At 54.6% G+C, this 22,952-nt stretch carries 23 protein-coding genes; 11 read left to right on the top strand and 12 right to left on the bottom strand.

The features are described from left to right. Positions 1-18: 18 nt before the first annotated feature. From GKR98_06690 to GKR98_06700, 3 genes are all read right to left on the bottom strand, one after another. Positions 19-720 carry a DUF484 family protein gene (locus GKR98_06690; protein ID QMU57910.1) on the bottom strand — a complete coding sequence of 234 codons (702 nt, stop codon included), beginning with the start codon at positions 718-720 and terminating at the stop codon, positions 19-21. A gap of 137 nt (positions 721-857) precedes the next feature. Next, positions 858-1,907 (bottom strand): 5-methyltetrahydropteroyltriglutamate--homocysteine methyltransferase, encoded by a 1,050-nt coding sequence (locus GKR98_06695; protein QMU57911.1) that lies wholly within the window; start codon positions 1,905-1,907, stop codon positions 858-860. A 19-nt stretch (positions 1,908-1,926) separates the two neighbouring features. Further along, entirely contained in the window at positions 1,927-2,688 is a 762-nt protein-coding gene (locus tag GKR98_06700; protein ID QMU57912.1) for an NAD kinase, read from the bottom strand. Between the two features lie 181 nt (positions 2,689-2,869). Here GKR98_06700 and GKR98_06705 point away from each other — a divergent pair, with 181 nt between their 5' ends. Next, positions 2,870-4,165, top strand: coding sequence for an aminotransferase class I/II-fold pyridoxal phosphate-dependent enzyme (locus GKR98_06705; GenBank protein ID QMU57913.1), 1,296 nt, complete (start codon positions 2,870-2,872; stop codon positions 4,163-4,165). A 54-nt stretch (positions 4,166-4,219) separates the two neighbouring features. Here GKR98_06705 and GKR98_06710 read toward each other — a convergent pair whose 3' ends face one another. Next, positions 4,220-4,585, bottom strand: a complete 366-nt coding sequence (locus GKR98_06710; protein QMU57914.1) for a hypothetical protein — start codon at positions 4,583-4,585, stop codon at positions 4,220-4,222. A gap of 39 nt (positions 4,586-4,624) precedes the next feature. On the opposite strand from GKR98_06710, the gene GKR98_06715 reads away from it, so the two are divergent. Further along, on the top strand, positions 4,625-5,374 hold the full coding sequence (locus GKR98_06715; protein QMU57915.1) for an alpha/beta fold hydrolase: 750 nt from the start codon (positions 4,625-4,627) through the stop codon (positions 5,372-5,374). Positions 5,375-5,397: 23 nt separating this feature from the next. Here GKR98_06715 and GKR98_06720 read toward each other — a convergent pair whose 3' ends face one another. The 4 genes from GKR98_06720 to GKR98_06735 all read right to left on the bottom strand — a co-directional run bounded on the left by GKR98_06720 (position 5,398) and on the right by GKR98_06735 (position 7,554). After that, entirely contained in the window at positions 5,398-5,577 is a 180-nt protein-coding gene (locus GKR98_06720; GenBank protein ID QMU57916.1) for a hypothetical protein, read from the bottom strand. Positions 5,578-5,694: 117 nt separating this feature from the next. Next, positions 5,695-5,871, bottom strand: coding sequence for a hypothetical protein (locus tag GKR98_06725; protein QMU57917.1), 177 nt, complete (start codon positions 5,869-5,871; stop codon positions 5,695-5,697). Positions 5,872-6,039: 168 nt separating this feature from the next. Continuing rightward, positions 6,040-6,282 (bottom strand): hypothetical protein, encoded by a 243-nt coding sequence (locus GKR98_06730; GenBank protein ID QMU57918.1) that lies wholly within the window; start codon positions 6,280-6,282, stop codon positions 6,040-6,042. A gap of 999 nt (positions 6,283-7,281) precedes the next feature. Further along, positions 7,282-7,554 (bottom strand): hypothetical protein, encoded by a 273-nt coding sequence (locus tag GKR98_06735; protein QMU57919.1) that lies wholly within the window; start codon positions 7,552-7,554, stop codon positions 7,282-7,284. A gap of 225 nt (positions 7,555-7,779) precedes the next feature. On the opposite strand from GKR98_06735, the gene GKR98_06740 reads away from it, so the two are divergent. The 3 genes from GKR98_06740 to GKR98_06750 all read left to right on the top strand — a co-directional run bounded on the left by GKR98_06740 (position 7,780) and on the right by GKR98_06750 (position 9,739). Continuing rightward, positions 7,780-7,920 carry a hypothetical protein gene (locus GKR98_06740; protein QMU57920.1) on the top strand — a complete coding sequence of 47 codons (141 nt, stop codon included), beginning with the start codon at positions 7,780-7,782 and terminating at the stop codon, positions 7,918-7,920. 600 nt (positions 7,921-8,520) lie between these two features. Next, a complete protein-coding gene (locus tag GKR98_06745) occupies positions 8,521-9,036 on the top strand; it encodes a DUF488 family protein (protein QMU57921.1) in 516 nt (171 codons plus the stop codon). Between the two features lie 31 nt (positions 9,037-9,067). Then, entirely contained in the window at positions 9,068-9,739 is a 672-nt protein-coding gene (locus GKR98_06750) for a hypothetical protein (protein ID QMU57922.1), read from the top strand. A gap of 98 nt (positions 9,740-9,837) precedes the next feature. Here the strand turns inward: GKR98_06750 and lepA are convergent, their stop codons facing one another. Then, positions 9,838-11,637, bottom strand: a complete 1,800-nt coding sequence (gene lepA / locus GKR98_06755; GenBank protein QMU57923.1) for an elongation factor 4 — start codon at positions 11,635-11,637, stop codon at positions 9,838-9,840. 313 nt (positions 11,638-11,950) lie between these two features. Between lepA and GKR98_06760 the strand changes: the two genes are divergently transcribed. Continuing rightward, complete coding sequence (locus GKR98_06760) at positions 11,951-13,597, top strand: hypothetical protein (protein QMU57924.1); 1,647 nt, start codon at positions 11,951-11,953, stop codon at positions 13,595-13,597. A gap of 212 nt (positions 13,598-13,809) precedes the next feature. Here GKR98_06760 and GKR98_06765 read toward each other — a convergent pair whose 3' ends face one another. Continuing rightward, on the bottom strand, positions 13,810-14,073 hold the full coding sequence (locus GKR98_06765; protein ID QMU57925.1) for a hypothetical protein: 264 nt from the start codon (positions 14,071-14,073) through the stop codon (positions 13,810-13,812). A gap of 56 nt (positions 14,074-14,129) precedes the next feature. Between GKR98_06765 and GKR98_06770 the strand changes: the two genes are divergently transcribed. Next, positions 14,130-15,737: a hypothetical protein gene (locus GKR98_06770; protein ID QMU57926.1), complete on the top strand. Its 1,608-nt coding sequence runs from the start codon at positions 14,130-14,132 to the stop codon at positions 15,735-15,737. 124 nt (positions 15,738-15,861) lie between these two features. On the opposite strand, the gene GKR98_06775 is transcribed toward GKR98_06770, so the two are convergent. Next, positions 15,862-16,833 carry a succinylglutamate desuccinylase gene (locus GKR98_06775; protein ID QMU57927.1) on the bottom strand — a complete coding sequence of 324 codons (972 nt, stop codon included), beginning with the start codon at positions 16,831-16,833 and terminating at the stop codon, positions 15,862-15,864. A gap of 77 nt (positions 16,834-16,910) precedes the next feature. On the opposite strand from GKR98_06775, the gene GKR98_06780 reads away from it, so the two are divergent. The 4 genes from GKR98_06780 to GKR98_06795 all read left to right on the top strand — a co-directional run bounded on the left by GKR98_06780 (position 16,911) and on the right by GKR98_06795 (position 21,803). Continuing rightward, a complete protein-coding gene (locus tag GKR98_06780; protein QMU57928.1) occupies positions 16,911-17,999 on the top strand; it encodes a GntR family transcriptional regulator in 1,089 nt (362 codons plus the stop codon). A 113-nt stretch (positions 18,000-18,112) separates the two neighbouring features. Continuing rightward, positions 18,113-19,969: a dipeptide ABC transporter ATP-binding protein gene (locus tag GKR98_06785; protein QMU57929.1), complete on the top strand. Its 1,857-nt coding sequence runs from the start codon at positions 18,113-18,115 to the stop codon at positions 19,967-19,969. Then, positions 19,966-20,898, top strand: coding sequence for an ABC transporter permease subunit (locus tag GKR98_06790; protein QMU57930.1), 933 nt, complete (start codon positions 19,966-19,968; stop codon positions 20,896-20,898). The genes GKR98_06785 and GKR98_06790 overlap by 4 nt, the downstream gene beginning before the upstream one ends. Positions 20,899-20,900: 2 nt before the next feature. Beyond that, positions 20,901-21,803, top strand: coding sequence for an ABC transporter permease subunit (locus tag GKR98_06795; GenBank protein ID QMU57931.1), 903 nt, complete (start codon positions 20,901-20,903; stop codon positions 21,801-21,803). Between the two features lie 227 nt (positions 21,804-22,030). Here the strand turns inward: GKR98_06795 and GKR98_06800 are convergent, their stop codons facing one another. After that, positions 22,031-22,948, bottom strand: coding sequence for a fatty acid desaturase (locus tag GKR98_06800; protein ID QMU57932.1), 918 nt, complete (start codon positions 22,946-22,948; stop codon positions 22,031-22,033). Positions 22,949-22,952 lie beyond the last annotated feature (4 nt).

The following is a 22,952-nucleotide window of genomic DNA, read 5'->3' on the forward strand; positions in this document are numbered from 1 at the left end:
CGCTCAGACCAGCACTGATCACCCCAACCAGCGGCGCATCGCGCGTTCGAAGACACCGCCCATGAAACTCAGCAAATCCGTTCCCTGATGTTGTGTGAACTGGTGCGGGTCATCCGAGCCAAAAGCCAACATACCGTGCAATCTGTTTTCGCCAAAATCCAAATGCAGACAGGCTTCCGATTTTACCCAGTCGTTGTTCTTGCCGTAGATTGTTCCCTGCCCGGGCTCCACAGATCGCAATGTTACCTGGCGCGCGGCCTTTCCGCGACCGATGTAGTCTTCGCAAAAGCCTGGTGCCGCAATTGACAAAACGTCGCTTACACTGGCCAAAGCTGGGTCCATTGCATTTTCATGACTTTCCAAGATCAATCGTGCTCGCCCTACCCGCAGGATATCAGCAACGTCGTCGCCCAGACGGCGAAGGAATTCGTCAAATTCATGCGGCTCAAGAAAAGCTAAAATCGCGCGGTGAATTTGGTTTGTTCCGGCCAAATTCTCGTAGGCCGCTGCGATGACCGATTTATGAGTGTCCTCAAGCCGCGATAAACGATCTTCCAACCGCTCCATCGCAACACCTCGCAAATCCACGATATTTCCACCCATGGCACGCTCATTGGCTGCGATCAAAGCTCGCATCACGTCTGGATCGCTTAGGATCACGTCAGGTTCGTTCAGAATACGCGCACGCAAATCATCGGCCAAAACCGCTGCTTCATTCATGGATAGGCCTCGCTCGTTGCCCCTGATGTGGATCGTTGCCACACCTGTTTTTGTTCTGGTCAGATTGCCACCAGAAGAACTGCGGCTCAATAGCCGAGTATCCAAGCAATATCAGGCGCGGCGCAGACGCAACGGTTTCAGAAAGACTTGGCGGCCTCGGACAGGTTTCTGAGTTTTGTCATTGCCAGATCACGGCCCAGAAACCCCAATCCACAATCAGGCGCGGCCATCACGCGATCCGCCGGCATATGCTGCAAAACCTCCTCCATACGCGCCCGAATCTCGTCGACGGCCTCAACCCGGCTTGAAGCGACGGTTACAAATCCCACAATCAGCGTGGAGACTTCGAAAAGCGGGAACAGCTCTGCCGGGTTATGCCGATGCGCGTCTTCGATGCTGATTTGATCCACCAACCCGTCAACCGCTTCGGCAATACGGACATAGCTGTCTTGCTCGGCTTTGGGGTAATCCATGTCATCCAGTCTGTTAGGATAACCGCAGCACATGTGAACAACTCGCGTCACATCACTGGGAACGCCTTCAAAGCATTTTGTTAACGTTCGCATACCATATTCCAGCGCCTGCTCCGGCTTTCGCGCGAATATCGGTTCGTCGATCTGAATATTCTTGCAACCGGCCTCCACAAGCGCCCGCACCTCTGTATTCAGAGCGGCCGCAAGATCTTCTGCCTGCCGCTCGGCATCGTTATAGAAAACATCAGCCGTCGTATCCGAGATCGTCATCGGCCCCGGTAGTGTGATCTTTACCGGTCGGTCCGAAGCGGCTTGGGCAATTTGCCAATCGCGTACCAACACGCTTTCCCCACGCGCCCGCACCGGCCCGCGTATAGTCGGCAATTCCGAAACATATGCTCCATTCCGCAATACCCGCTTGGTCAGGGATTGGAAATCGAACCCATCAAAGTGACGGCACTGATAATGAACATAGTTTTCGCGCCGAACTTCGCCATCGGTTGGTACGTCAACGCCGCACTCAATCTGATCACGAACCACTTCTGCGGTTGCCAGATCCATAAGTTCCTGCGCTTCAGGCGTTTGCGCCTCTTCCCAGACCCTAAGAACTCGATCGTTGTAGTCCGTTGTATCGTGCCCAACCTGAAACCAGTCTGTAACCGGGACGTAGTTGGGCTTTGGGTAGGCGCCAATACACGTTGTTTTCAAAGGCATAGTGTCCCCTTTGGTTCCGTCAGAAAAATTGCTCTCGGATCAGGCGTTCATCCAATCCGTGGCCTGGATCAAACAGCAATCGGTGGCTCTGAGTGCTGTCGCTCCGCACTTCAACCCACAACACATTGCGCACCGGCCGACTGTCAGCATCCGCCATCACCGGCCTTTTCGACGGGTTCAGGACGTCAAACCGCACAGTTGCCGATTTAGGCAGCAAAGCCCCGCGCCATCGTCGGGGACGAAATGCGGCCACCGCCGTCAGCGCCAAAACTTCGGCGCCAATCGGCAAAATAGGTCCATGTGCTGAATAATTGTAGGCCGTGGAACCTGCTGGCGTCGCGACCAGAGCACCATCGCAGACAAGCTCTTCCATTCTCGGACGGCCATCGACCGAAATCTTCAACCGCGCTGCTTGCGGCCCCGCGCGCAGCAATGAAACCTCATTAATTGCAAGAGCTTCTGTGATCTCTCCATCTTCGTTTTCAGCCCGCATGGCCAATGGGTTGATAGCTGCCTCCTCCGCCTCTGACAGACGTTCTGGCAAGTCATCCTCGCTGTATGTGTTCATGAGAAAGCCGACAGTCCCGCGGTTCATCCCATATACTGGCTTGGCCAGTGGTCGAACCTCGTTCAGCGTCTGAAGCATGAAGCCATCACCGCCAAGTGCAACAATCACATCCGCATTTTCGGCGTCGTGTTGTCCGTAGCGATCTATCAGTGTCAAAAGCGCCTCTTGCGCGACGGGCACCTCGCTTGCTCGGAACGAAATTTTGGTGCCCATTTGGCCCTCGCCGTCTAGGTTTGTCTGGAACGATTGCGCGTGCCGATCAGAAACACAAGTCCTGCTGACGAAACACTGTGACGAGATTGCACGGCAAAGTGCCGGAATCGCCGCTTTGCCCTGCTTCAATTTCCGTTTATGCACGCGCCAAATCCAACCGTGCCCTTCTGGGAGGCCCGATATGTACGACACTGTCCGCGACAGCGGTTTTTTCACCGAAGCCCTAGAAACCCGCGACCCCGAAATTTTTGGCTCAATTAGATCCGAACTTGGCCGTCAGCGCGAAGAAATCGAGTTGATCGCTTCCGAAAACATCGTCAGCGCCGCTGTAATGGAAGCGCAAGGGTCAGTCATGACCAACAAGTATGCCGAGGGCTATCCCGGGCGGCGATACTACGGCGGCTGTCAATATGTCGACGTTGCCGAAACATTGGCAATAGAACGCGCCAAAGAACTCTTTGGCGCGCTTTACGCGAACGTCCAACCAAACTCAGGCAGCCAAATGAACCAGGCTGTGTTTCTCGCACTCCTGAAACCTGGCGACACGTTTATGGGATTGGACCTGAACTCTGGCGGGCACCTAACACATGGCTCGCCTGTCAACATGTCCGGCAAATGGTTTAACGTAGTGTCCTATGGTGTGCGTCCCCAGGACGAGCGCTTGGATATGGAGGAAGTTCGTGAAAAAGCACGCGAGCACAAACCAAAACTGATCCTTGCAGGTGGAACCGCCTATTCGCGCACCTGGGACTGGGCTGCATTCCGCGAGATCGCCGACGAAATCGGCGCGGTCCTCATGGTGGATATGGCACACATCGCCGGACTAGTGGCAGGCGGTCAACATCCTTCGCCATTGCCACATGCCCATGTTGTCACTTCGACTACGCATAAATCTCTGCGCGGTCCTCGCGGCGGCCTGATCTTGACCAATGATGAAGCTATTGCAAAGAAAGTGAATTCTGCAGTCTTCCCGGGATTGCAAGGTGGTCCGTTGATGCACGTAATCGCGGCAAAAGCTGTGGCTTTTGGCGAGGCGTTGCGTCCTGAGTTTAAATCCTACACCGCACAAGTGGTATCCAATGCCCGAGCAACTGCCGACGAACTGATGAAAGGCGGCATTGATATCGTGTCTGGTGGCACCGACAATCACCTGATGCTTGCTGACTTGCGGCCCAAAGGCGTAACCGGCAAAGCAACCGAAGCTGCCCTGGGACGCGCCAACATCACATGCAATAAAAACGGCGTGCCATTCGACCCCGAGAAACCGTTCGTTACCTCAGGTATCCGCGTGGGTACGCCAGCCGGCACCACCCGTGGATTTGGCGAAGAGGAGTTTCGCCAGATTGCACGTTGGATTGTTGAGGTTGTGGACGGGCTTGCAGAGAATGGCGAGGACGGAAACGGCGATGTAGAAGCACGCGTGCGCAATGAAGTCATCGAACTTTGTAAGAAGTTCCCACTTTATCCAAACCTTTAAGACATTTGGTTCTCGACAGATGGTGACAAGGTCATCATCTGCCGTTGCCCGGCCCTAATCAAAGTAACCGGTGTTCAGCAAGTAAAAGAATACTGACAGAACAACCAAAACAAAGACGAATGCAACCTTGGCGACGAAATCAAGAACGTCTCCCCAGCGCGCAAGCATTGGATTTTGAGTATCCAAGAATGCGTTCACCCGACGTTCGGCACGTTTCAGCTTTTTCTCATCAATCTGCCAATGAAGTTTTGGATTGGATGAAATAACTTCTGCCTCTAGTAAAGTTTGCAGTTCATTTGACAACCGATTGGGCAACTTTCGTCCTGCCCTTTCGACGACATCCTGCATGCCGCCAGATTTTACGCGCAGCTGGGTCGCAATTCTGTCGGCCATGATTTGGATACGGTCAGCGGTTTCCATATCACTGGCGATACCGCGACTGTCGCGCTAAGAGAAGTCATGTTGAATAAACTTGTCCATGAAAGCAATTCAGACGCCACACCGTTGCTGATCGCGCATGGCCTGTTCGGCTCGGCGCGCAACTGGGGGGTGGTTGCCAAGCGCCTTTCCGCAGGGCGACATGTGTCGGCTGTTGATATGAGAAACCACGGTGCAAGTCCTTGGTTTGAAACACATACATATCAGGACCTGGCAACTGATTTAGCAAATGAAATTTCCGCAGGCACCGATGCACTGGGCCACTCGATGGGCGGTAAGGCAGCGATGGCGCTTGCGCTAAAGTATCCCGGTAAAGTTCGCAAACTGATTGTCGCAGATATTTCTCCTGTGACTTATCGGCATACGCAGATGCACATGATCGACGCGATGCGCTCAATCGACCTAAGCGCTATTCAAACAAGGGGTGATGCTGATCGCCAATTGCGGGACCACGTTGACGCCCCTGGAGTGAGGGCATTTTTGCTTCAATCGCTGGACGTAAAAGCCAAAAAATGGCGCCTGAACTTAGATGTGCTCGCGGCGGAAATGGATAGTATCATTGGTTTTCCCGAGATTTCGGGTCAATTTGAAGGGCCATCTCTTTTTCTATCAGGGGCGGAGAGCGATTATGTCCTCTCTGAACACCGCGAAACCATCCGCAACCTTTTTCCAAAGGCAAAGTTCGCAAAAATTCCTGGGGCAGGACACTGGCTTCATGCCGACCGCCCGCGCGCGTTTGAGGCAGCGGTTGACGCCTTCTTAAGTGCTTAAGGTGTTCCGAACTTGATACCGCTTTAACTTCCGAGCAAGCCGCTCACACTTGTGACAATTCCGGACATCACGGAACCGATACTATGGCCGACATCCGACGCAAATGATTCCGGTGTACTAATCATGCTGGCGTGCAGCGCATCGCCAAATGCAAGATAGCCGGCAAGCAGAACAACAGCAGCAGTCATCAAACGAAGATTCATAACTCAACCCCCAAGAACTTGATCTAAATGCCAGAAGCGTAACACAAAAACAGTTCGTTTCCGAATCCGGGATAATCTGGGGTGTATTTGAGGCGGGATCAGAGAGGTCAGATTATCTTAGTTGACGATACCACCGGCCGCATTTTTGACGCCTTGAATGGCACTTGACGAAGAACTGCTGTAGCCGCCAATTGCGCCTCCTCCGTTGCCAGTGCTTACGCGAATTCCACCCGGCCCCGACAGCAAGTGGTAAGCTCCAAGCGCAATGGCGAATATCAACAGCAGGCGACCCAATTTTACCTCCGGTTAACGGTTGTCTGCTAAATTAGTGATTGAATGTGGCAATTCGTGGACGTCAGAGTATTCTATTTTTTGGTTATTTTCATCGTATTACGCCGAATAAACTTTAGTTCCGGCGAACCGTGGTGCGCCAGTTGGATCAGTTCTTGCGATTCAAAAGTTCTACTTGGCCGCCCCGAAGCTAGCGCCAATTCCGCTGCCCATGGATCGCATGGACCCTCCCGTAGACCGGCTTGACCCTGCAGCCATGCCGTAACCACCAGCAAAAGCTCCGGCGCCTACCGCCGGGCCGCTGCCACCGAACGAGATTGATTGAACACCTTTAAGAATGCTGTGACCGGTGTATTCATAGTATGCAAATGACGCAGCACCCACCGCGACGGCGATAATAAACAATCGTCCCATAGTACCCCCAACACTAAATAACAAAGGCAGATTACCAACTTAGAGCCTTGGAAGCGAGTCGCACCTTACGAAGTCGATGAGGTGCAAGAGAAAGCTGCGGGTTAGCCCAGATAACACTATATCTGGGTCGCATAAGAGAATGTTGTGGATCCGCTCAACAAAAACGCGACATCTGGTTGATTTGTGCGAGTCACGCGTGTATCGGTCACCTTACAGGTGCGTAGACGCGGTACTGCATCACTGACGCAGGGCGGGGTTCGATAGCGGAAGCGGTCGGATCCCGTTTTTCGTTGAGAAGTCATTAAAATTTCCGGGGTTTTTAATAGATGAAGGCGCCAGGTGCTCAGACGCGGTCTTCGCATCGTGCTGTTGCCAACACACCCTGACGCCTTCAATGAACCTTTCCCCCCAAGGGGCGATTGGCCCGTGCATTGGATCCGAAGACCCTCCGCTGTTATGTCTGATCTTGCGATCCTCCATAACCCGCTAAACCCTTGATCCACCTGACTTTCCCTTTCAACCCGAAGGTCGTCCGTTCTTTTCCGGCTTCCCTCAAACTTTCCCCGATCCTTCCCGGTACTGATGTGCCGTTCCGTATCGCTTCCACCTTGAGAGGTCTCGCGGCCCGCCCTTTTGCCGAAGCTCCGTTGCGGTAGAAACAAAGTCACAAATCCCGAGGCTTCGGGCAAGACAATAGCAGTGCAGCATAAAAATTAGATGGGGATAACCTGTTGGTATCCGGGGGGTATTTCTGTGGACAGTTTTGGAAATCTGAACCTTCTGAACAACCTGTCACGGGATAACTAAAAATTTGTTGAAATACCGGAAAAAGACCGTTTTCTGCGCCTGCAAAGGCGTGCGTTGCGTGGTTTCGGCCCGAATCCTGCGTCACATAGGGCGAATCAGAGCGAATCGGCCCCAGGAAATCACTGTCTGTATCGCGTCGGTATTACGTCGGTGGACCCGAACGGGGCGTTTACGCCCCGTTTAAGAGTTCGCTCAGGTAAGGGCCGAGATCAGAAGCGCAAGCCCAACCAATCCCAACAGCACGGAAGAGGTCATCTTCAACGCGGGAATATTGCGGGCCTGGATCAGCTTGCCATAGTTCCTGGCCGCCGTGGCATCGTCCATATCAACGCGCAGCGCGGTAATGTCATCCAAAGCAGCACCGCCCGCCAGAACACCATAGGCAGTGATGGCAATCGTCAGCATGATCAGATCCGACGAATATCCACCCCCACCAAGTTCAAGAACGGCCGCAATGCCAAGCATGGTAAATAACGTGGTCCGCATAATGCTCGTGTAGTGCGAGGTGCAACCGATCAACATTTCAACGCGTAGTTCTGGTGTCGAGTTCTGTCCCTTCTTTACCCCCGGGTTTGGCCCCGGATGTGCGCAAGGTGTAACACGAATGCCCGGAATTGACCGTTTCCGCGCCGGTGGCTTGTGGGCAGTGACGAAAGCGCGGCATAAATCGCGCCAACAGGAGGAACTCTGATGTCTTCGAAATTTGCTTTGATTGCGGTGATGGTTTTTGGCGTGAGCGCCATTTCCGGATGTGTGCCGGTGGCGGTTGGTGCAGTTGGCGCTGTGGCGGTGGATTCTGCCGCTGAAAGCCGGGGCACCGATCTGTTCTGATACTGGTTAGGTGGTGCCGGGGTGAAACCCCGGCCTACGGGATAATTGGCGCGTGACAGGGAAAACCCGCCACGCGCCTATCGACTATTGCTCGTCGCTACGTTTCTTCATCGTGCGGGCGACAACAAGATACAAAAGAGCGATACCGCAGAGAACTGCGGCGATGCCAATTGCCGGGCTGCCACCAAAGATATTCGACAAAAATTCCATGTTTTCATCTCTTCCTTCGTCAATAGATGGGGGTTTTTAGCCCCGGATTATGATGAAGGTGTAGTGGGAATTGGGTGATTTGGACGTAAATCGGGCGGGGGGTTCAATCCCAAACCCGAAGGGCGAAACGTCCAGTGGACGTTTCGGGGATTGAACGCGCGGAGCGCCGGGGAGACGTTGGATCGGGTGCGCGGGCCGGGGTTTTGCGGCGGCAGGTGGTTGGGTTGTGGTCGGTTATTGGAGAATCCGGCGTCAAAACAAGCAACGGTTTGCCAAAAAATTCTCAACAATCTATTGGCGAGTGGCAAAAAACCCACCCCAGACTCCAATCGGTTAGTGATTTCTTGATTAGATTGTTCAACTGAACTCTAAGCAGAAAAGGAGGCGACGATGACACCACTCTATACAATTGGCTACGAGGGCAGCGATATTGATCGCTTGGTTGCGACGCTAAAGAACATCGGCGTTCAGGTTCTCGCCGATGTTCGAGAACTCCCGTTGTCTCGGAAAAAAGGGCTATCAAAGAACTCCTTACGCGATCGATTGGCAAGAGAAGGCATTGAGTATTTACACTTTAAAGAACTCGGTGATCCAAAGCCGGGCCGTGACGCGGCGAAATCTGGGAATATTCTAGAGTTTGAGCGTGTTTTTCTTAATCATCTTGCCTCCCCTAGCGCGCAAGAAGCGTTAACAAATCTACTTTCAGTTGCAGTTGGGCGTAAAACCTGCATGCTATGTTTCGAACGATGCGCATCCATCTGCCACAGATCGTATATTGCAGACGAGGCTGTTGAGCGTGGATTTGAAGTATTAAATTTGGTTGCGGATCACCCTGAGCAGTATTTGGAAGATGGTATCTCAATCCCGCGTTACAATTCTCGTAAAGGCCTCACCGCAGCCGAGTAAGACATACGCTGAAACCGTGTGCTGCGCCGGATTGACAGCAGACGGAAACTGGAAACGCCTTTTCCCAATTCGATTTCGTCGACTGCAAGGCGACCAATCCTTCAAGCGTTGGGATATCGTCGAATTCGATTACCGCAAACACGCCAGTGACCACAGACCAGAAAGTTGCCGCGTGCACGAGGAGTCGATTCATATTGTCGGAAGGACAAAGAAGTCCGCTGAAAAGGCTTCTTTGGTCGCCAGGGCACTGACTCCGTCAGAGAAATACGCCTCGGCCGAAGATATGTCTCTGGCCTTAATCCGACCAAAAAACGTTAGATTTGCATCAAAAAAGCGCACCGATGTTGAACTCAATAAGATGCGCGAACGATTTGCGGCGCAATCAGCGCAGCTCTCTCTAATCGAAGAGGAAATCGCCGCATACGAACCTTGTCCTTACGAGTTTACAATGCACTATTTTGATGAGGACGGACCACACAGAAAGACTTGTTCAGACTGGGAGACGTCCGCGACATTTTTCAATCATCGTCGGAAGTACGGCGAAGAGGCGACATTAAGGCATTTAGAAAAAACCTATTGTCATGATTATGTAGAAAGCGGCTTATACTTCGCGATTGGTAACATGAAGAAGCGTCCTAAGACTTGGCAACTACTGGGCATATTTCCAGTTAAGAGCACAAAACAGCAAGACCTATTCCCCTAGCTGTAGTCGAACAGTTGACGCACCCCAACTTCCGGGTGTGGCCACGCGATTCACTGCGTGAATAGCTGCCGGCCACCCGCACAAAAAATGGTCAGCTTTCAGCTGTCCATTTTAAGTGCGTTTATAAACGCCTCCTGCGGAATCTCCACTTTCCCAAACTGCCGCATCTTCTTCTTCCCGGCCTTCTGCTTATCCAGCAGCTTCCGCTTACGCGTGGCATCCCCACCATAACACTTCGCGGTCACGTCTTTCCTCAATGCCGACAAGGTCTCGCGCGCGATCACTTTGCCGCCAATCGCCGCCTGGATCGGGATTTTGAACATGTGGCGGGGGATCAGGTCTTTTAGTTTTTCGACCATGGCGCGGCCCCGCATCTCGGCGCGGTCGCGGTGGACCATCATGGACAGGGCGTCCACAGGCTCGTCATTCACCAGGATCGACATTTTCACCAGGTTGTCGGTCCGGTAGCCGGTCATCTGATAGTCAAAGCTGGCATAGCCTTTGGTGACGGATTTCAGGCGGTCGTAGAAGTCGAAGACGACCTCGTTCAATGGCAGGTCATAGACGACCATGGCGCGCGATCCGGCATAGGTCAGGTCTTGTTGGATGCCGCGGCGGTCCTGGCAGAGTTTCAGGACGTCGCCCAGGTATTCGTCGGGCACAAGGATAGTGGCCTTGATGCGGGGTTCTTCCAGGTGGTCGACCAGGGTCATGTCGGGCATGTCGGCGGGGTTGTGCAGTTCGGTCATGGTGCCGTCGCGCATGTAGACGTGGTAGATCACGCTGGGCGCGGTGGTGATCAGGTCGATGCCGTATTCACGTTCGATGCGGTCGCGGATGACTTCGAGGTGGAGCAGGCCGAGGAAACCGCAGCGGAAGCCGAAGCCGAGGGCGGCAGAGGTTTCCATTTCGTTGGTGAAGCTGGCGTCGTTCAGGGCGAGTTTTTCGATGGCGTCGCGCAGGTCTTCGAACTCGGCGTTGTCGACGGGGAAGAGGCCGCAGAAGACGACGGGTTGTGCGGGTTTAAAGCCCGGGAGCGCGTTGGGCGTGCCCTTTTTCTCGTGCGTGATGGTGTCTCCGACGCGGGTGTCGCGGACCTGTTTGATGGATGCGGTCAGGACGCCGATTTCGCCGGGGCCAAGCTCTTTGATGTCGACCATCTCGGGTTTCAGGACCGAAAGCTTGTCGATGCCGTATTTGGCACCGGTCTGCATCATCTTGATCTGGTCGCCCTTTTTGACCGTGCCGTCGATGACGCGGATCATGACGACGACGCCGAGGTAGGGGTCATACCAACTGTCGACCAGCATCGCCTTTAAGGGCGCGTCGCGGTCGCCTTTGGGGGATGGCAAGCGTGTAACGATGGCTTCCAGCACCTCGGGGATGCCGATGCCGGTTTTGGCGCTGATCTGCACGGCGTCTGTGGCGTCGATGCCGATGACATCTTCGATCTGTTCCGCAACACGGTCGATGTCGGCCGCCGGAAGGTCGATCTTGTTCAGGACCGGAACAATCTCGTGATCGGCTTCGATGGCCTGATAGACGTTGGCGAGGGTTTGTGCCTCGACGCCTTGGCTGGCGTCCACGACCAGAAGCGAGCCTTCGACGGCCTGCATCGAGCGGCTGACTTCGTAGGCGAAGTCAACGTGGCCCGGTGTGTCGATCAGGTTGAGGATATAGGTCTCGCCATCTTTTGCCGGGTATTCGATCCGCACGGTGTTGGCTTTGATAGTAATCCCGCGTTCGCGTTCGATGTCCATCGAATCCAGGATCTGCTCTTTCATGTCGCGTTGAGCAACGGTGCCGGTCAGCTGGATCAGCCGGTCAGCAAGCGTGGATTTCCCGTGGTCGATATGGGCGACGATGGAGAAATTGCGGATATGGTCGAGGTCGGTCATGAGGGTGGGATATGGTGCAGGAATTGACGTTTGTCGAGGGGGTCGGTCTGCCCCACGACCGTGGTCGTCTTGCAAGGGTTGGTTGGCTTCGGACAGAGGCATTTTACACTGTCTTTTTGATAGACACAGTTCAGGCCATCGCTAGATTAAGATTCCGTTTTTCTAGTTTCTGAGTCGGCTATGCGGACGCAGCTGCCGTCCGGCCGCTGCGATTGAACGACTGGTAGTTGCAGATAGCAACTTCGGCACAAATCCCCTTTCGACATGGGTTCCCGTGTTGTAGCCTTCAGGCAAGCAGAGGGGGGATGCGGCGATGGAATACTACGATCTCGGGAATTACACTTGGAAGGTGTCAACATCGTCCGATGAGGCCCAGCTTTGGTTCGATCGGGGATTGGCCTGGACCTATGCCTACAACCACGAAGAAGCGATCGTTTGCTTTCAAAAAGCCGTGACAGCCGATCCCGCCTGCGCAATGGCACACTGGGGCATCGCCTACTGCATCGGGCCGAACTACAACAAACCTTGGGAGACATTCGAAGAGGAAGAAAAGCCCGATTGTATTGCCTTGGCGAAATCTTCAATCGAGGCGGCGACCGCACTGCTGAGCGAACTGACACCCGTTGAGCGTGCCCTTATTGAAGCAATCCCGGCGCGTTATCCGGCCTCATCGGATATCGAGGATTTCAGCCCCTGGAACGATGCATTCGCCGAAGCGATGCGCAAGGTGCATGCTGACTTCAGTCAGGATCTGGACGTGTGCGCTGTTTTCGCCGAGTCGATCATGAACCGGACCCCTTGGCAGCTCTGGGACCTTCCAACCGGTAAGCCTGCGGATGGGGCCGACACGCTTGAAGCCATCGCCGTACTCGACAAGGCATTCGAATCTCTTCCCGGAGCGTGGCAGCACGCGGGGCTTTTGCACATGTACATCCACCTGATGGAAATGTCGCCGCATCCCGAGCGGGCGCTCCGCCACGGCGATGTCCTCAGCGCATTGGTGCCTGAGGCTGGGCACCTACTTCATATGCCGACCCATATCGACGTTTTGTGCGGGGACTACATGAATGTTGTGCTGCGCAACCATTCGGCCATCGTGGCGGACCGGAAGTTCCTTGAGCGCGAGGGACCGGACAACTTCTATTCCGTCTATCGTTGTCACAACTATCACTTCAAAATCTACGGCGCGATGTTCCTGGGGCAGCCCACCGCTGCGCTGGAAGCAGCAGAAGAATTGATGGCCACTTTGCCTTCGGACACTCTTCAGCCCATGGCGGACTGGTTTGAAGGGTTCATCCCGATGAAACAGCATGTCCTGATCAGGTTTGGGCGATGGCAGGATATTCTCGATCAGGTTCTGCCCGCCGATGAAGACCTATACAGCGTAACCATCGCCATGATGAGGTACGCCCGAACAGTCGCCTTGGCCAACTTGCACAGGATCACGGACGCAGAAAATGAAAAAGCCGAGTTCTATGATGCCTTGGCGAGTGTTCCCGAAAGCCGCATGCTGTTCAACAACACCTGCCGTGACATACTGAGAGTCGCTGAACAAATGATGCTTGGCGAACTCGCGTATCATAAAGGGGAGCACGAGGTCGCATTCAATCATTTGCGCAGATCTGTCGAGATCGATGACAACCTTCCCTACGACGAACCCTGGGGCTGGATGCAACCCACGCGCCACGCGCTGGGAGCCCTGCTGCTTGAACAGGGGGAGATGGAGGAAGCGGAAGCGGTCTACCGTGCGGATCTTGGCCTGGACGCTACACTCAGCCGGGCGTGCCAGCACCCGGGCAACGTATGGAGCCTGCACGGTCTGCACGAATGCCTCACCCGGCGCGGCGAAAAGGTCGAAGCAGCTCACATCAAGCTGCAGCTGGACAAGGCCGTGGCCAGGGCCGAGGTGCCAATCAAGGCGTCGTGTTACTGCCGACAGAAGGCTTTGGCGGCGGAATAATCGTCCGCAAGTTCAGCTCGCCTTTCTGCCACCAGACAACGCTCGGTTTTTCCCGAGACCCGGCCAATGCCGACGAAAACGTCTCTATGACTGAATGACGGGCGGAAACGCGTTTACTGCAATGGGGCGTTCAATCCCATCTCGAATGGCTAGTTTGGACCAGCAGTCCAGCTGCCTATGTCCGCTCATCGCGCCTGTCGAACATTCGTTTCCTATACAGCAAGTGACACTAACGGCTCGGAGCCGACCTCGGAGGCGGCGCAGCATCCGCGTTTCGGCAAAGCCCGTTCAGGCACTGACGGCCCTAAGCCGACATTCGACTTCCGGAAGTCTGGATCAATCGCCTTCCCGTAAGCGGCCGTTGGTGCAAGGTGCAGCATTTTGGCCCGGGCGGATGGCGGCAACGCGGACGAAACCGACAAAGCCAAAGTTTTTTCAAACGACTGCTTCCAAATCTGTGCCGTAGTTGGGCTCATTCACGAGGCGATCCCCGCCGCCAAACAAACATACATTCAATTCATATTGATTTGTAATGTATGATATGACACAATCATCGCATTCGCTTGCGGTGCCTGCACCGATTCGAGAAATCAGGGAGAGAGAAATGATCACACTTGCTAGGCGGGGATTCATGCAGGGGCTTGGCGTTGCAGCCGGAGCCGCGATTGTCCCGCAATTTGCATACGCGCAAGACAGGCGCAATGTTGTTGTTGGCGTGCAAAGGTTGCCCGAGAACATCAGTCCAGGCCGCGACACCTCGGACTTTACCGTGCCGATTTCATACAATGTGTTCGATAAACTGATTGAACTGGACTTCCAAAACCAGATGGACCCGGGGCCAGGTCTGGCCACATCCTGGGAGATCAAAGATCACAAGGAAATTACGTTTCATCTTCGTGAAGGTGTGAAGTTCCACAATGGCGACACAATGACCGCCGAAGACGTGGCCTTCACCTATTCGAAAGAGAGGCGCGAAAGCGATGGACCCGTACGGCTTTCGCAATTCTTCTCCAATATCGCGGAAGTTCATGTGGTCGATCCGTTGACCTTACGGATCGTAATGGATGGTGTCGACCCTATCCTTGAGCAACGCTTTGCAATGTGGAGCGGAGAGGTTGTCAACAAGCGGGCATATCAGGCGGCAGCGAGTTACACTGCCTGGGCGTTGAATCCCGTCGGCACCGGGCCCTTCAAAGTCTCGAGCCTAAACACCGATGCTTTCAATCTCGAAGCCTTCGATGATCACTGGCGCGGTCAGCCGAATTTGGCGTCGCTCAAGTTTGTCGAGGTTCCCGAAGTTGCCGGGCGAATTGCCGGGCTAGCATCTGGGGACTTCGACATGTTCACAGTGCTTCCGGCCGATCAGATTAGTACCGTCGAAAATTACGACGACATCGAAGTTGTTGGCGGGCCCGGCGCTAAGATGCGCATTCTGATTTTTAATCAGGGTGACTTTGCGCATCCGATGATGAAAAACGTGCATTTCCGCCGCGCGCTCAGTCTATCGGTGGATCGTCAGCTTATCGCAGACGCGCTGTTCGCGGGGCGCGCGTCAGTACCAAACGGACTGCAGCTACCCAGTTTCGGGGACATCTATGATGCGAACTATCCCAAGCCAGTCTACGACATCGAACGCGCCAAAGAAGAGCTGGCATTGTCTGGCTACAATGGCGAAGTCATCGACTATCCGCTTCTTCCAAACGTAATCGACACCGAGGTCGCTGTCGCCGAAGTTCTGGCCGAGATGTGGCGCGGCGCCGGGATCAACGTCGAGCTGCAGATACGCGAGAACTGGAAGCAGATAACCAAGGCGCATCATTCGATCCGCAACATGTCGGCAACGATGGTGTGGCAGGACCCGGCCACTATCCTTTGGCGACTATTCAGGCCAAAGGTGATGAAAGGCCGCGGCTGGGGCTGGGTTAACGAGGCGTTCAATGCAGGCGGCAGGGTGCTGGAGACTGACCCCGACCCAGCAGCACGGCAAGCGGCCTTCCAGACCATGATGCACGAATGGGAAACCAACGATCCCATGGGTATCATTCTGTTCCAGGAAACTTGGCTCTATGGAAAGAAAAAGGATCTGGATTGGCAGCCGTATGCTTTGCCGTATCTAGACTTCGGCCCGGCCAACGTTTGAACGGCCTACAAGTACAACTAGTTCAGGGTCGGCGCGTCACCGGCCCTTTTCCTTTGCCTAGCTGATTGTTTGAATGTTGGGGGCGTTCGCAAATTGTATGTACAACTAACAAATTTGCTCTGACTTAATCGACTATTTCTTTTGCAAACCGGCCACAGCTGCCACCGTCCAGCCGGAAATGTACGGGCATTATGAAGTAGCATTCGTCAACCGGAGTGCGCACTTCCCTACGATCAGGGCCTGCGAAACCAAGCAACGTACCGTGCTGTGGAAAGTATGCGCCGTTCTCGAAGTCCTTTGCGTATTCGAAGATACCGCCCTCAGGCAAAATAATCTCAACGACCTTCAAGCGTTTTTGGTCCGACTCCTGGATTCTTGGCCGTTTGGGGAGAACGCCAGCACACTCAAGGAATTCCAGCGCTACTTGTTCGCCCTCATCAATTGCTGAGGCCTGCCAGTGCTGTCCTGCTTCGAGTTGTATCGCGACGGATTTGCTCTTGGGATCTCCGAATTGAGCATAGTCGCGCAACCGCAGTCGTTCGGCCTGATGCATCGTACCGGTCAGGACAAGCGGGATGCCGGTAATGCTTTTGGCAAAGTCGAGTGCCGCCGGTTTGCCCTGCAAAAGTGCTACAGGACGGCCGCGCCCCTGCATTGTATGAATGTCCAACAGGTAGTCGACCGTATCCACGATCGGGCGCAACGCTCGTACGCGACGCACTTCCGCAAGTTGGTTACTGTCATCGTCGATCTCCGCCCCCCAAACCCGATTCATATCCGCATCCACAGAGCGATTATTGTATGGAGCGGAGCTGTCAAACTGACCGTACGCGGTCGGGTTGCCGAAGCAGTAAGTCAACTTGCCACGCGTTGGGCGCACATTGCCTTCGATCAACCTGTCAAGGATAGCTGCTCCGGCAATCTCATTGCCGTGCATTATCCCACATATCATGGCGTGTGGTCCGGACCGACCGCTGTCGAAGCTCCAGACAAATGACGGTCCGCAATTGCCGTCGGCATACTTCGAAATGTCCACGGGGACATATTCAACATTTGTGTAGTGACGAGACAATTCGTCCATTACAAAGGGTGCCATACAAGACTTCCTGCAATACAATTTGTTTGACAAACAATCACATTGTTAGGTAAATATCAACCAATGGGAGGACGAAGATGGCGGATCGCTCGAACGGAACGAACTTCATCGATACCCTGCGCGCGGAGTTCTCAGGACTACCTGCCGGCTCGCGGGTGCCAACCATTCGCGATGTTGCCGCGCGGTACTCGGTCAGTCAGTTTTCTGTGCAGCGCGCATTTGAGGCACTGAAGGAAGCCGGGTTGATCCAAAGCTTCGTAGGGCGTGGTTCATTCATCGCCGGTGGTGATCAATCGCACGAAGCCAATGGGACAACTAAGGGCGCGCGCGTGTTGATCGTTAGTCACTCGACGCCAAGTGCGCGAGGCACCGATATCACATCGCATCTGGAGGCCGCCCTGCTCGATGCCGGGCACAAGCCAATCTGTGTAAGCTACACTTACGTCTCCGATTTGCACGATCTACTTGGCAAGGGCGGATTTGATGTTTGCGTTCTGCAACCGCGCCGTTCGATCCTTCCTGTCGAAGTATTGGCATTGCTAAAGTCCAAGGCGCGCCAGATGATCGTCGAGGGGCGTCAGCTGGAGTTGCTGGACGTCGACGTGATTGTTCGCAACCGAGCAAAAAGCGTCGCTATGGCGCTCCGGCACCTGCGAGAGCTTGGACATGATCGCATTGGCCTCGTGACCGAGCAGCTCGACGCCGCAGCTGGATATGGAGAGATCGAGAACCTCTATGCGCAATCACTCGCATCACTACTCAATCAGACTGAACCGCTAATTTTACGAGTAAACGGCAACTCTGGCAAAAACTCAGACGCCGAAGAAATCGAGGCAGTAGTTAGGGAAGAATTAGCCGACCGTGCCAACAATCCCAGTGCATACATTGTGTCCGGTAGGTTCGAAGCCGAGGAAATCCGCGCCGGATTTTCCGCAGCGGGATTGGCGATTCCGAATGATGTTAGCATCGTTCATCTGCGAAACCATGACGCCCGGTCTGGTAAGGGCCCAAGCTTGACCACTGTCGGGAGGCGGGCCGACCATGTTGCGAACGGAATTGTCGACATTGTTAATTGGCGGCTTGCCAATCCGAGTGAGCCTGCGGGCCTGATTCTTGACGACCCGACATTGGTGAAAGGCGAAAGCTCATGTCCGATCGACGGATGACAACTGTAGGTTCGACGCCCGCGACGAGGAGGTGCGGCATTAACTAATCGAGCCATCCGGCAGAACGATTCCTCGGCGCCAGCAGGTTGCCGATCCTATTGATGTGAGAGCACATGACAAGTTCCATCACAAATCCAGTGCGTTCAAACGCTCCGCCACTTGAAGTCAACGAACTGTCGGTCTTGTTGGGACCCGGCGCTGATGCAGTTCACGTGATCGACAATATTTCGCTGACAGTTGAAATTGGTGAGATTGTCGGGCTTGTCGGCGAAAGCGGCAGTGGAAAGTCGGTTACTTGCCTTGCATCCATGGGCTTATTGGGATCCGGTTGGTCGCTAAAGGGCGATATCCAGATTGGATCGACAAAGATCGGGCGCGATACAGAGCCCAAATCACTAAAAGAGTTACGCGGGCGCGAAGCGGCAATGATTTTTCAGGATGCCAACGCCTCCCTCAATCCAATCCAGACAATAGGAAAGCAGCTTACATCCACAGTTGCCCGGTTGCGTGACGTTTCGCGATCTGAAGCACGGACAATCGCGGTAGAATTACTGCACAAAGTTGAGTTGCCCGAGCCAGAGGTGCGGTTCCATTCCTATCCGTTCCAGCTGTCCGGCGGTCAAAACCAGCGTGTCATGATTGCCTTGGCGCTCGCCGGTCAACCATCGTTGCTATTCGCCGACGAACCGACAACCGCGCTTGACGTGACAGTGCAATCTCAGATCCTCGACCTGATCCGTAAACTGCGCAATGACACTGGTATGGGCGTTGTTTTTGTTACCCACGATTTGGGGGTTGTCAGCGAGATCTGCGACCGTGTCGCCGTAATGTACTCGGGCCGCATCGTCGAAACTGGCACAGTTGCCCAGATCATGAATGCGCCGCGCCATCCCTATACCGAAGGTCTGATCGATTCGATGCCGACGCTTGGCGGGCACATTCCCAACGGGATCGCCGGACAGGTGCCTTCGCCAGACACTCGGCCAATGGGCTGCGCATTTGCGCCCAGATGTTCCAGGGCTGTTGCAAGTTGCAGTCAAGACCGGCCCGGCGAAGCCATTGGCAGCGACGGCCATTCTGTCAGCTGCTTTAATCCGATTGACCAATTCAGCTCGAAGGCCCAAGCCGATTTGGCTGGCATCGTTACGGCCCCTAGCAATGAAATTAGTGGCGATCAATTGCTGGCGCTGAAATCTGCTGCTTGCGATTACAAGACACGAAATGGCGTTTTCCGCGCTGTGGCCGATGTGTCGTTGGCATTGAACGAAGGCGAAAGCCTTGCAGTGATAGGAGAAAGCGGCAGCGGCAAGTCGACGGTCGGCAAGTTAATGCTAGGCGTCGAACCGACCGCCGAAGGCGAGGCGATATTTGACGGACGCCCGGTGCCTCTCTTGGGAACACACACTCACAAAGCTTTTGCCCGTTCGGTTCAGCTAGTTCCCCAAAACCCGTATCTTTCGCTCGACCCGCGCGCGCAAATTGGCAAACAGATCGAAGAACCGCTGGTAATCCACGGGGTCGGCACGGCTCAGGAACGCCAGGTCAAGCGCAATGAACTGCTGGAGGCGGTCGGCCTGACCCGTCTTCATGCTGACCGATACCCGCATGAGATTAGCGGCGGTCAGTGCCAACGTGCGGTGATTGCACGGGCGCTTGGCTTAAACCCGAAGTTGCTGATCTGTGACGAAGCGACTGCGTCCCTGGATGTCTCCGTGCAGGCGCGGATTATCGAGTTGCTGCGCGATTTGCAGCGGCAACTCAATCTCACGATGGTCTTTATTACCCATGACCTGCGTCTAGTTCGGTCTCTCTGTAATCGTGTGGCGGTTATGCGATCGGGCGAACTCGTTGAGTTGAACCAGACAAATTCGCTGTTTGCCGCTCCAAACCATCCCTACACCCGGGAACTTCTGGCCTCGATCCCTGATGTCTTCCCGGACAATCCCGAACGAAAGTTGTCAGACCAATGACCCGCATAGTTATCCGCAAATTTCTACGCGCGGCGCTCACTCTGTTTCTCGTCGTTACATTCGTGTTCTTTGTACTGCGTATCACCGGTGACCCAGTGTCCGCTATGATGCCCGATGACACCGATCCGGCGATCATGGAACAACTGCGCGAGCAATGGGGCCTCAACAGACCCCTGCACGTGCAATACGTCGAATATTGGCGCAACATCGCCCAGGGTGATTTTGGTAGCGCTTACCGCGACGGACGCCCGGCTATCGACATCGTGATGGAGCGTATTCCGGCAACGCTAAAATTAGCGCTGACCGGATTTGCGTTTATTCTATTGACGGGCTTCCCACTGGGAATTCTCGCGGCGGTCAATCGTGGAACTAGCATTGACCGCGCCATTATGACGATTTCGGTAACTGGTTTCAGTCTTCCTAACTTTTTCCTCGGTATTCTGCTGATCTTGCTCTTGTCAGTAAACCTCAGGTGGCTGCCCGCATATGGCAACGATCATTGGTACAATCTCATCATGCCAGTCATCACTTTGGGCACTGCAGGCGGAGCGGTCATCGCACGCTATGTCCGGTCGTCGATGTTGGAAGTGCTGAACGCGCCCTACATCAGGGCCGCCCGAGCCCGTGGCATGACAGAGCGAGAAATCATCTGGGGCGTTGCCTTGCCGAACGCAGCCATCCCGGCAATTACCGTTATTGGTTTTATGGTCGGCGCCTTGATCAGCGGATCAATCGTGACTGAGACGGTTTTTGCTTGGCCCGGCATCGGTCGGTTGCTGATCGACTCAGTGTCGTCGCGTGAACTGGCGGTGGTGCAGACAATCGTCATGATGACCGCCGCTTCGATGGTCGTGGCAAATCTAACAGTCGACATTCTGTATCTAATCATAGACCCGCGCCAACGCTTTGGTAGCGGATCGGGGGAATGACCATGTCGCAAACTGAAACTGCTGAACAGTTCGAGCCACATTCCAAATTGAAAACTACAATGGCGACAATTGCGGCTTCGCCTCGACTGGTCAAACTCGCCCTGTCCTGGCTGGCACTGATTATTTTCATCGCTACATTCGCGCGTTGGATAATGCCCTATGACTTTCAGGCTACGTCGTTGTTGTCGCGCTTGTTGCCTCCCGGAGCGACAGCGACCAACGGAAACTTCCACATGTTTGGCACCGACCACCTTGGCCGCGACGTCCTCAGCCGACTGTTTTCCTCAATCCAACTCACGATGTCCGTTGCAGTCTTCGGCACGCTGTTTGGTGCCGTCGTCGGCAGCTCGATTGGATTTGTCGCGGCACGTTTTCGCGGATGGGTCGACGACATCATAATGGTGCTCGTTGATTTTCAGGCCTCGATGCCCTTCGTGATCATCGCTCTGTCCGTCATTGCCGTTACGGGAACCGGAAACCTGTTGTTGTTCGTCCTGCTGGTCGGCTTTCAGGGCTGGGAGCGCTACGCAAGGATCAGCCGCGGCTTAACATTGTCGGCGGTGAACCATGGCTACGCAGCCTCAGTGCGATTGCTGGGCGGCGGCACAATGCGCGTCTATCTGCTGCACATCCTGCCCAATATCTTGGCCGCATTAATCGTCCAAGTGTCCATAAATTTCCCGGAGACGGTTATCCTGGAGACTTCTATGAGCTTCCTCGGTGTCGGTATCCAGCCCCCCAACACATCGCTTGGTAACCTCTTGAGCTATGGCCGTGATTATTTACTGAACGCATGGTGGATCGCCGGGATTCCTGGAATGACGATTTTCCTGACCACGCTTTCGATGAGCATAGTAGGCGACTGGCTGCGCGATGTGCTTGATCCGACGACGAACAGACGGTGAAATCGAGATGGATATCGTGACTTTGCGGAAGCATTCTGTCCTACACTCCAATAACTCCACAGCGTAGAAACTTCTCCTACTTTCGGCGTGCAGATCGCCGAAAGCTGACATTCATGCAAGCTGCGGTATTGAGCACTTTGGGCTCGAAGCGGACATTAATCTGACGACAGGTATCTCACGTTGTCCCCGGCGAAACGCTCACAGACCCAGCCCTGCGATGGACTCGATCAACCCCTGTACAGGTAACTCTCCGCCGCACCACCCAAACCCGCAACATACCCCCTCGTAAACCGCCCATACCCGGCTTCCGTCACCGCCAGATGCTCCGCCGTCCGTTCATGCAATTCTGGCAGCTTATAAAACGGCACCTGAGGATATGCATGATGTTCAGCGTGATACGGCATATTCCACGCCAGAAACCGCACCAGAGCCGTCGTGAATGTTGTCCGTGTATTCTCAAACATATTCACCACATTCGGGCACCGGCCATGCTCGGCCAACAGATACAGCCGCAGGAACGGCTGACCCAGCAACAGCGGCACCAACCAGACCCAAAGCAAGACATCCGTCACAAGAAGGCTAGCCAAAGCAACGGCATAGGTCACCAGCATCGACCGCCCCTCGCGCACGATGCGCGGCAAGGCTTTCGATGGCAGGTAACTCGCCGCCGCCCGGCCCAGCGCACCACGAAAAACCTGCGCGATCATGCTGAACCAATACGGCAGGCCCGAGACATAGCTGATGTAGGACCACCAACCGTCCGGTTCACCGCCGTCATGCAATTCGGGGTCTTTACCCGGAATGTTGGTCCAGCGGTGATGCGCCAGATGGAAGTATCGGAACCATTCAAACGGCAGGAAGATGACCACGCCGCACAGCCGTCCCACCCATTCGTTCAACGCCTCGGACGCAAAGGGCGTCTTATGGGTTGCCTCATGCTCCAATGTGAACAAAAAAACCAGCAACACGCCCTGCACCGGCAACAACACCTGCCACCCCGGCACACCAACAGCGATCAGCGCGCCAACCAAAATAATCGCGCCGACATGCCCAGCCAGATGCCAAAGTCCCGGCGCATCCGACCGCTCGGTCAACTCGGCTTTGGCCTCTTGCGACAGGCTGGACAGAAATTCCTTGTGATCCATGGCG

It is taken from the genome of Boseongicola sp. (assembly GCA_014075275.1).
GTDB lineage: Bacteria > Pseudomonadota > Alphaproteobacteria > Rhodobacterales > Rhodobacteraceae.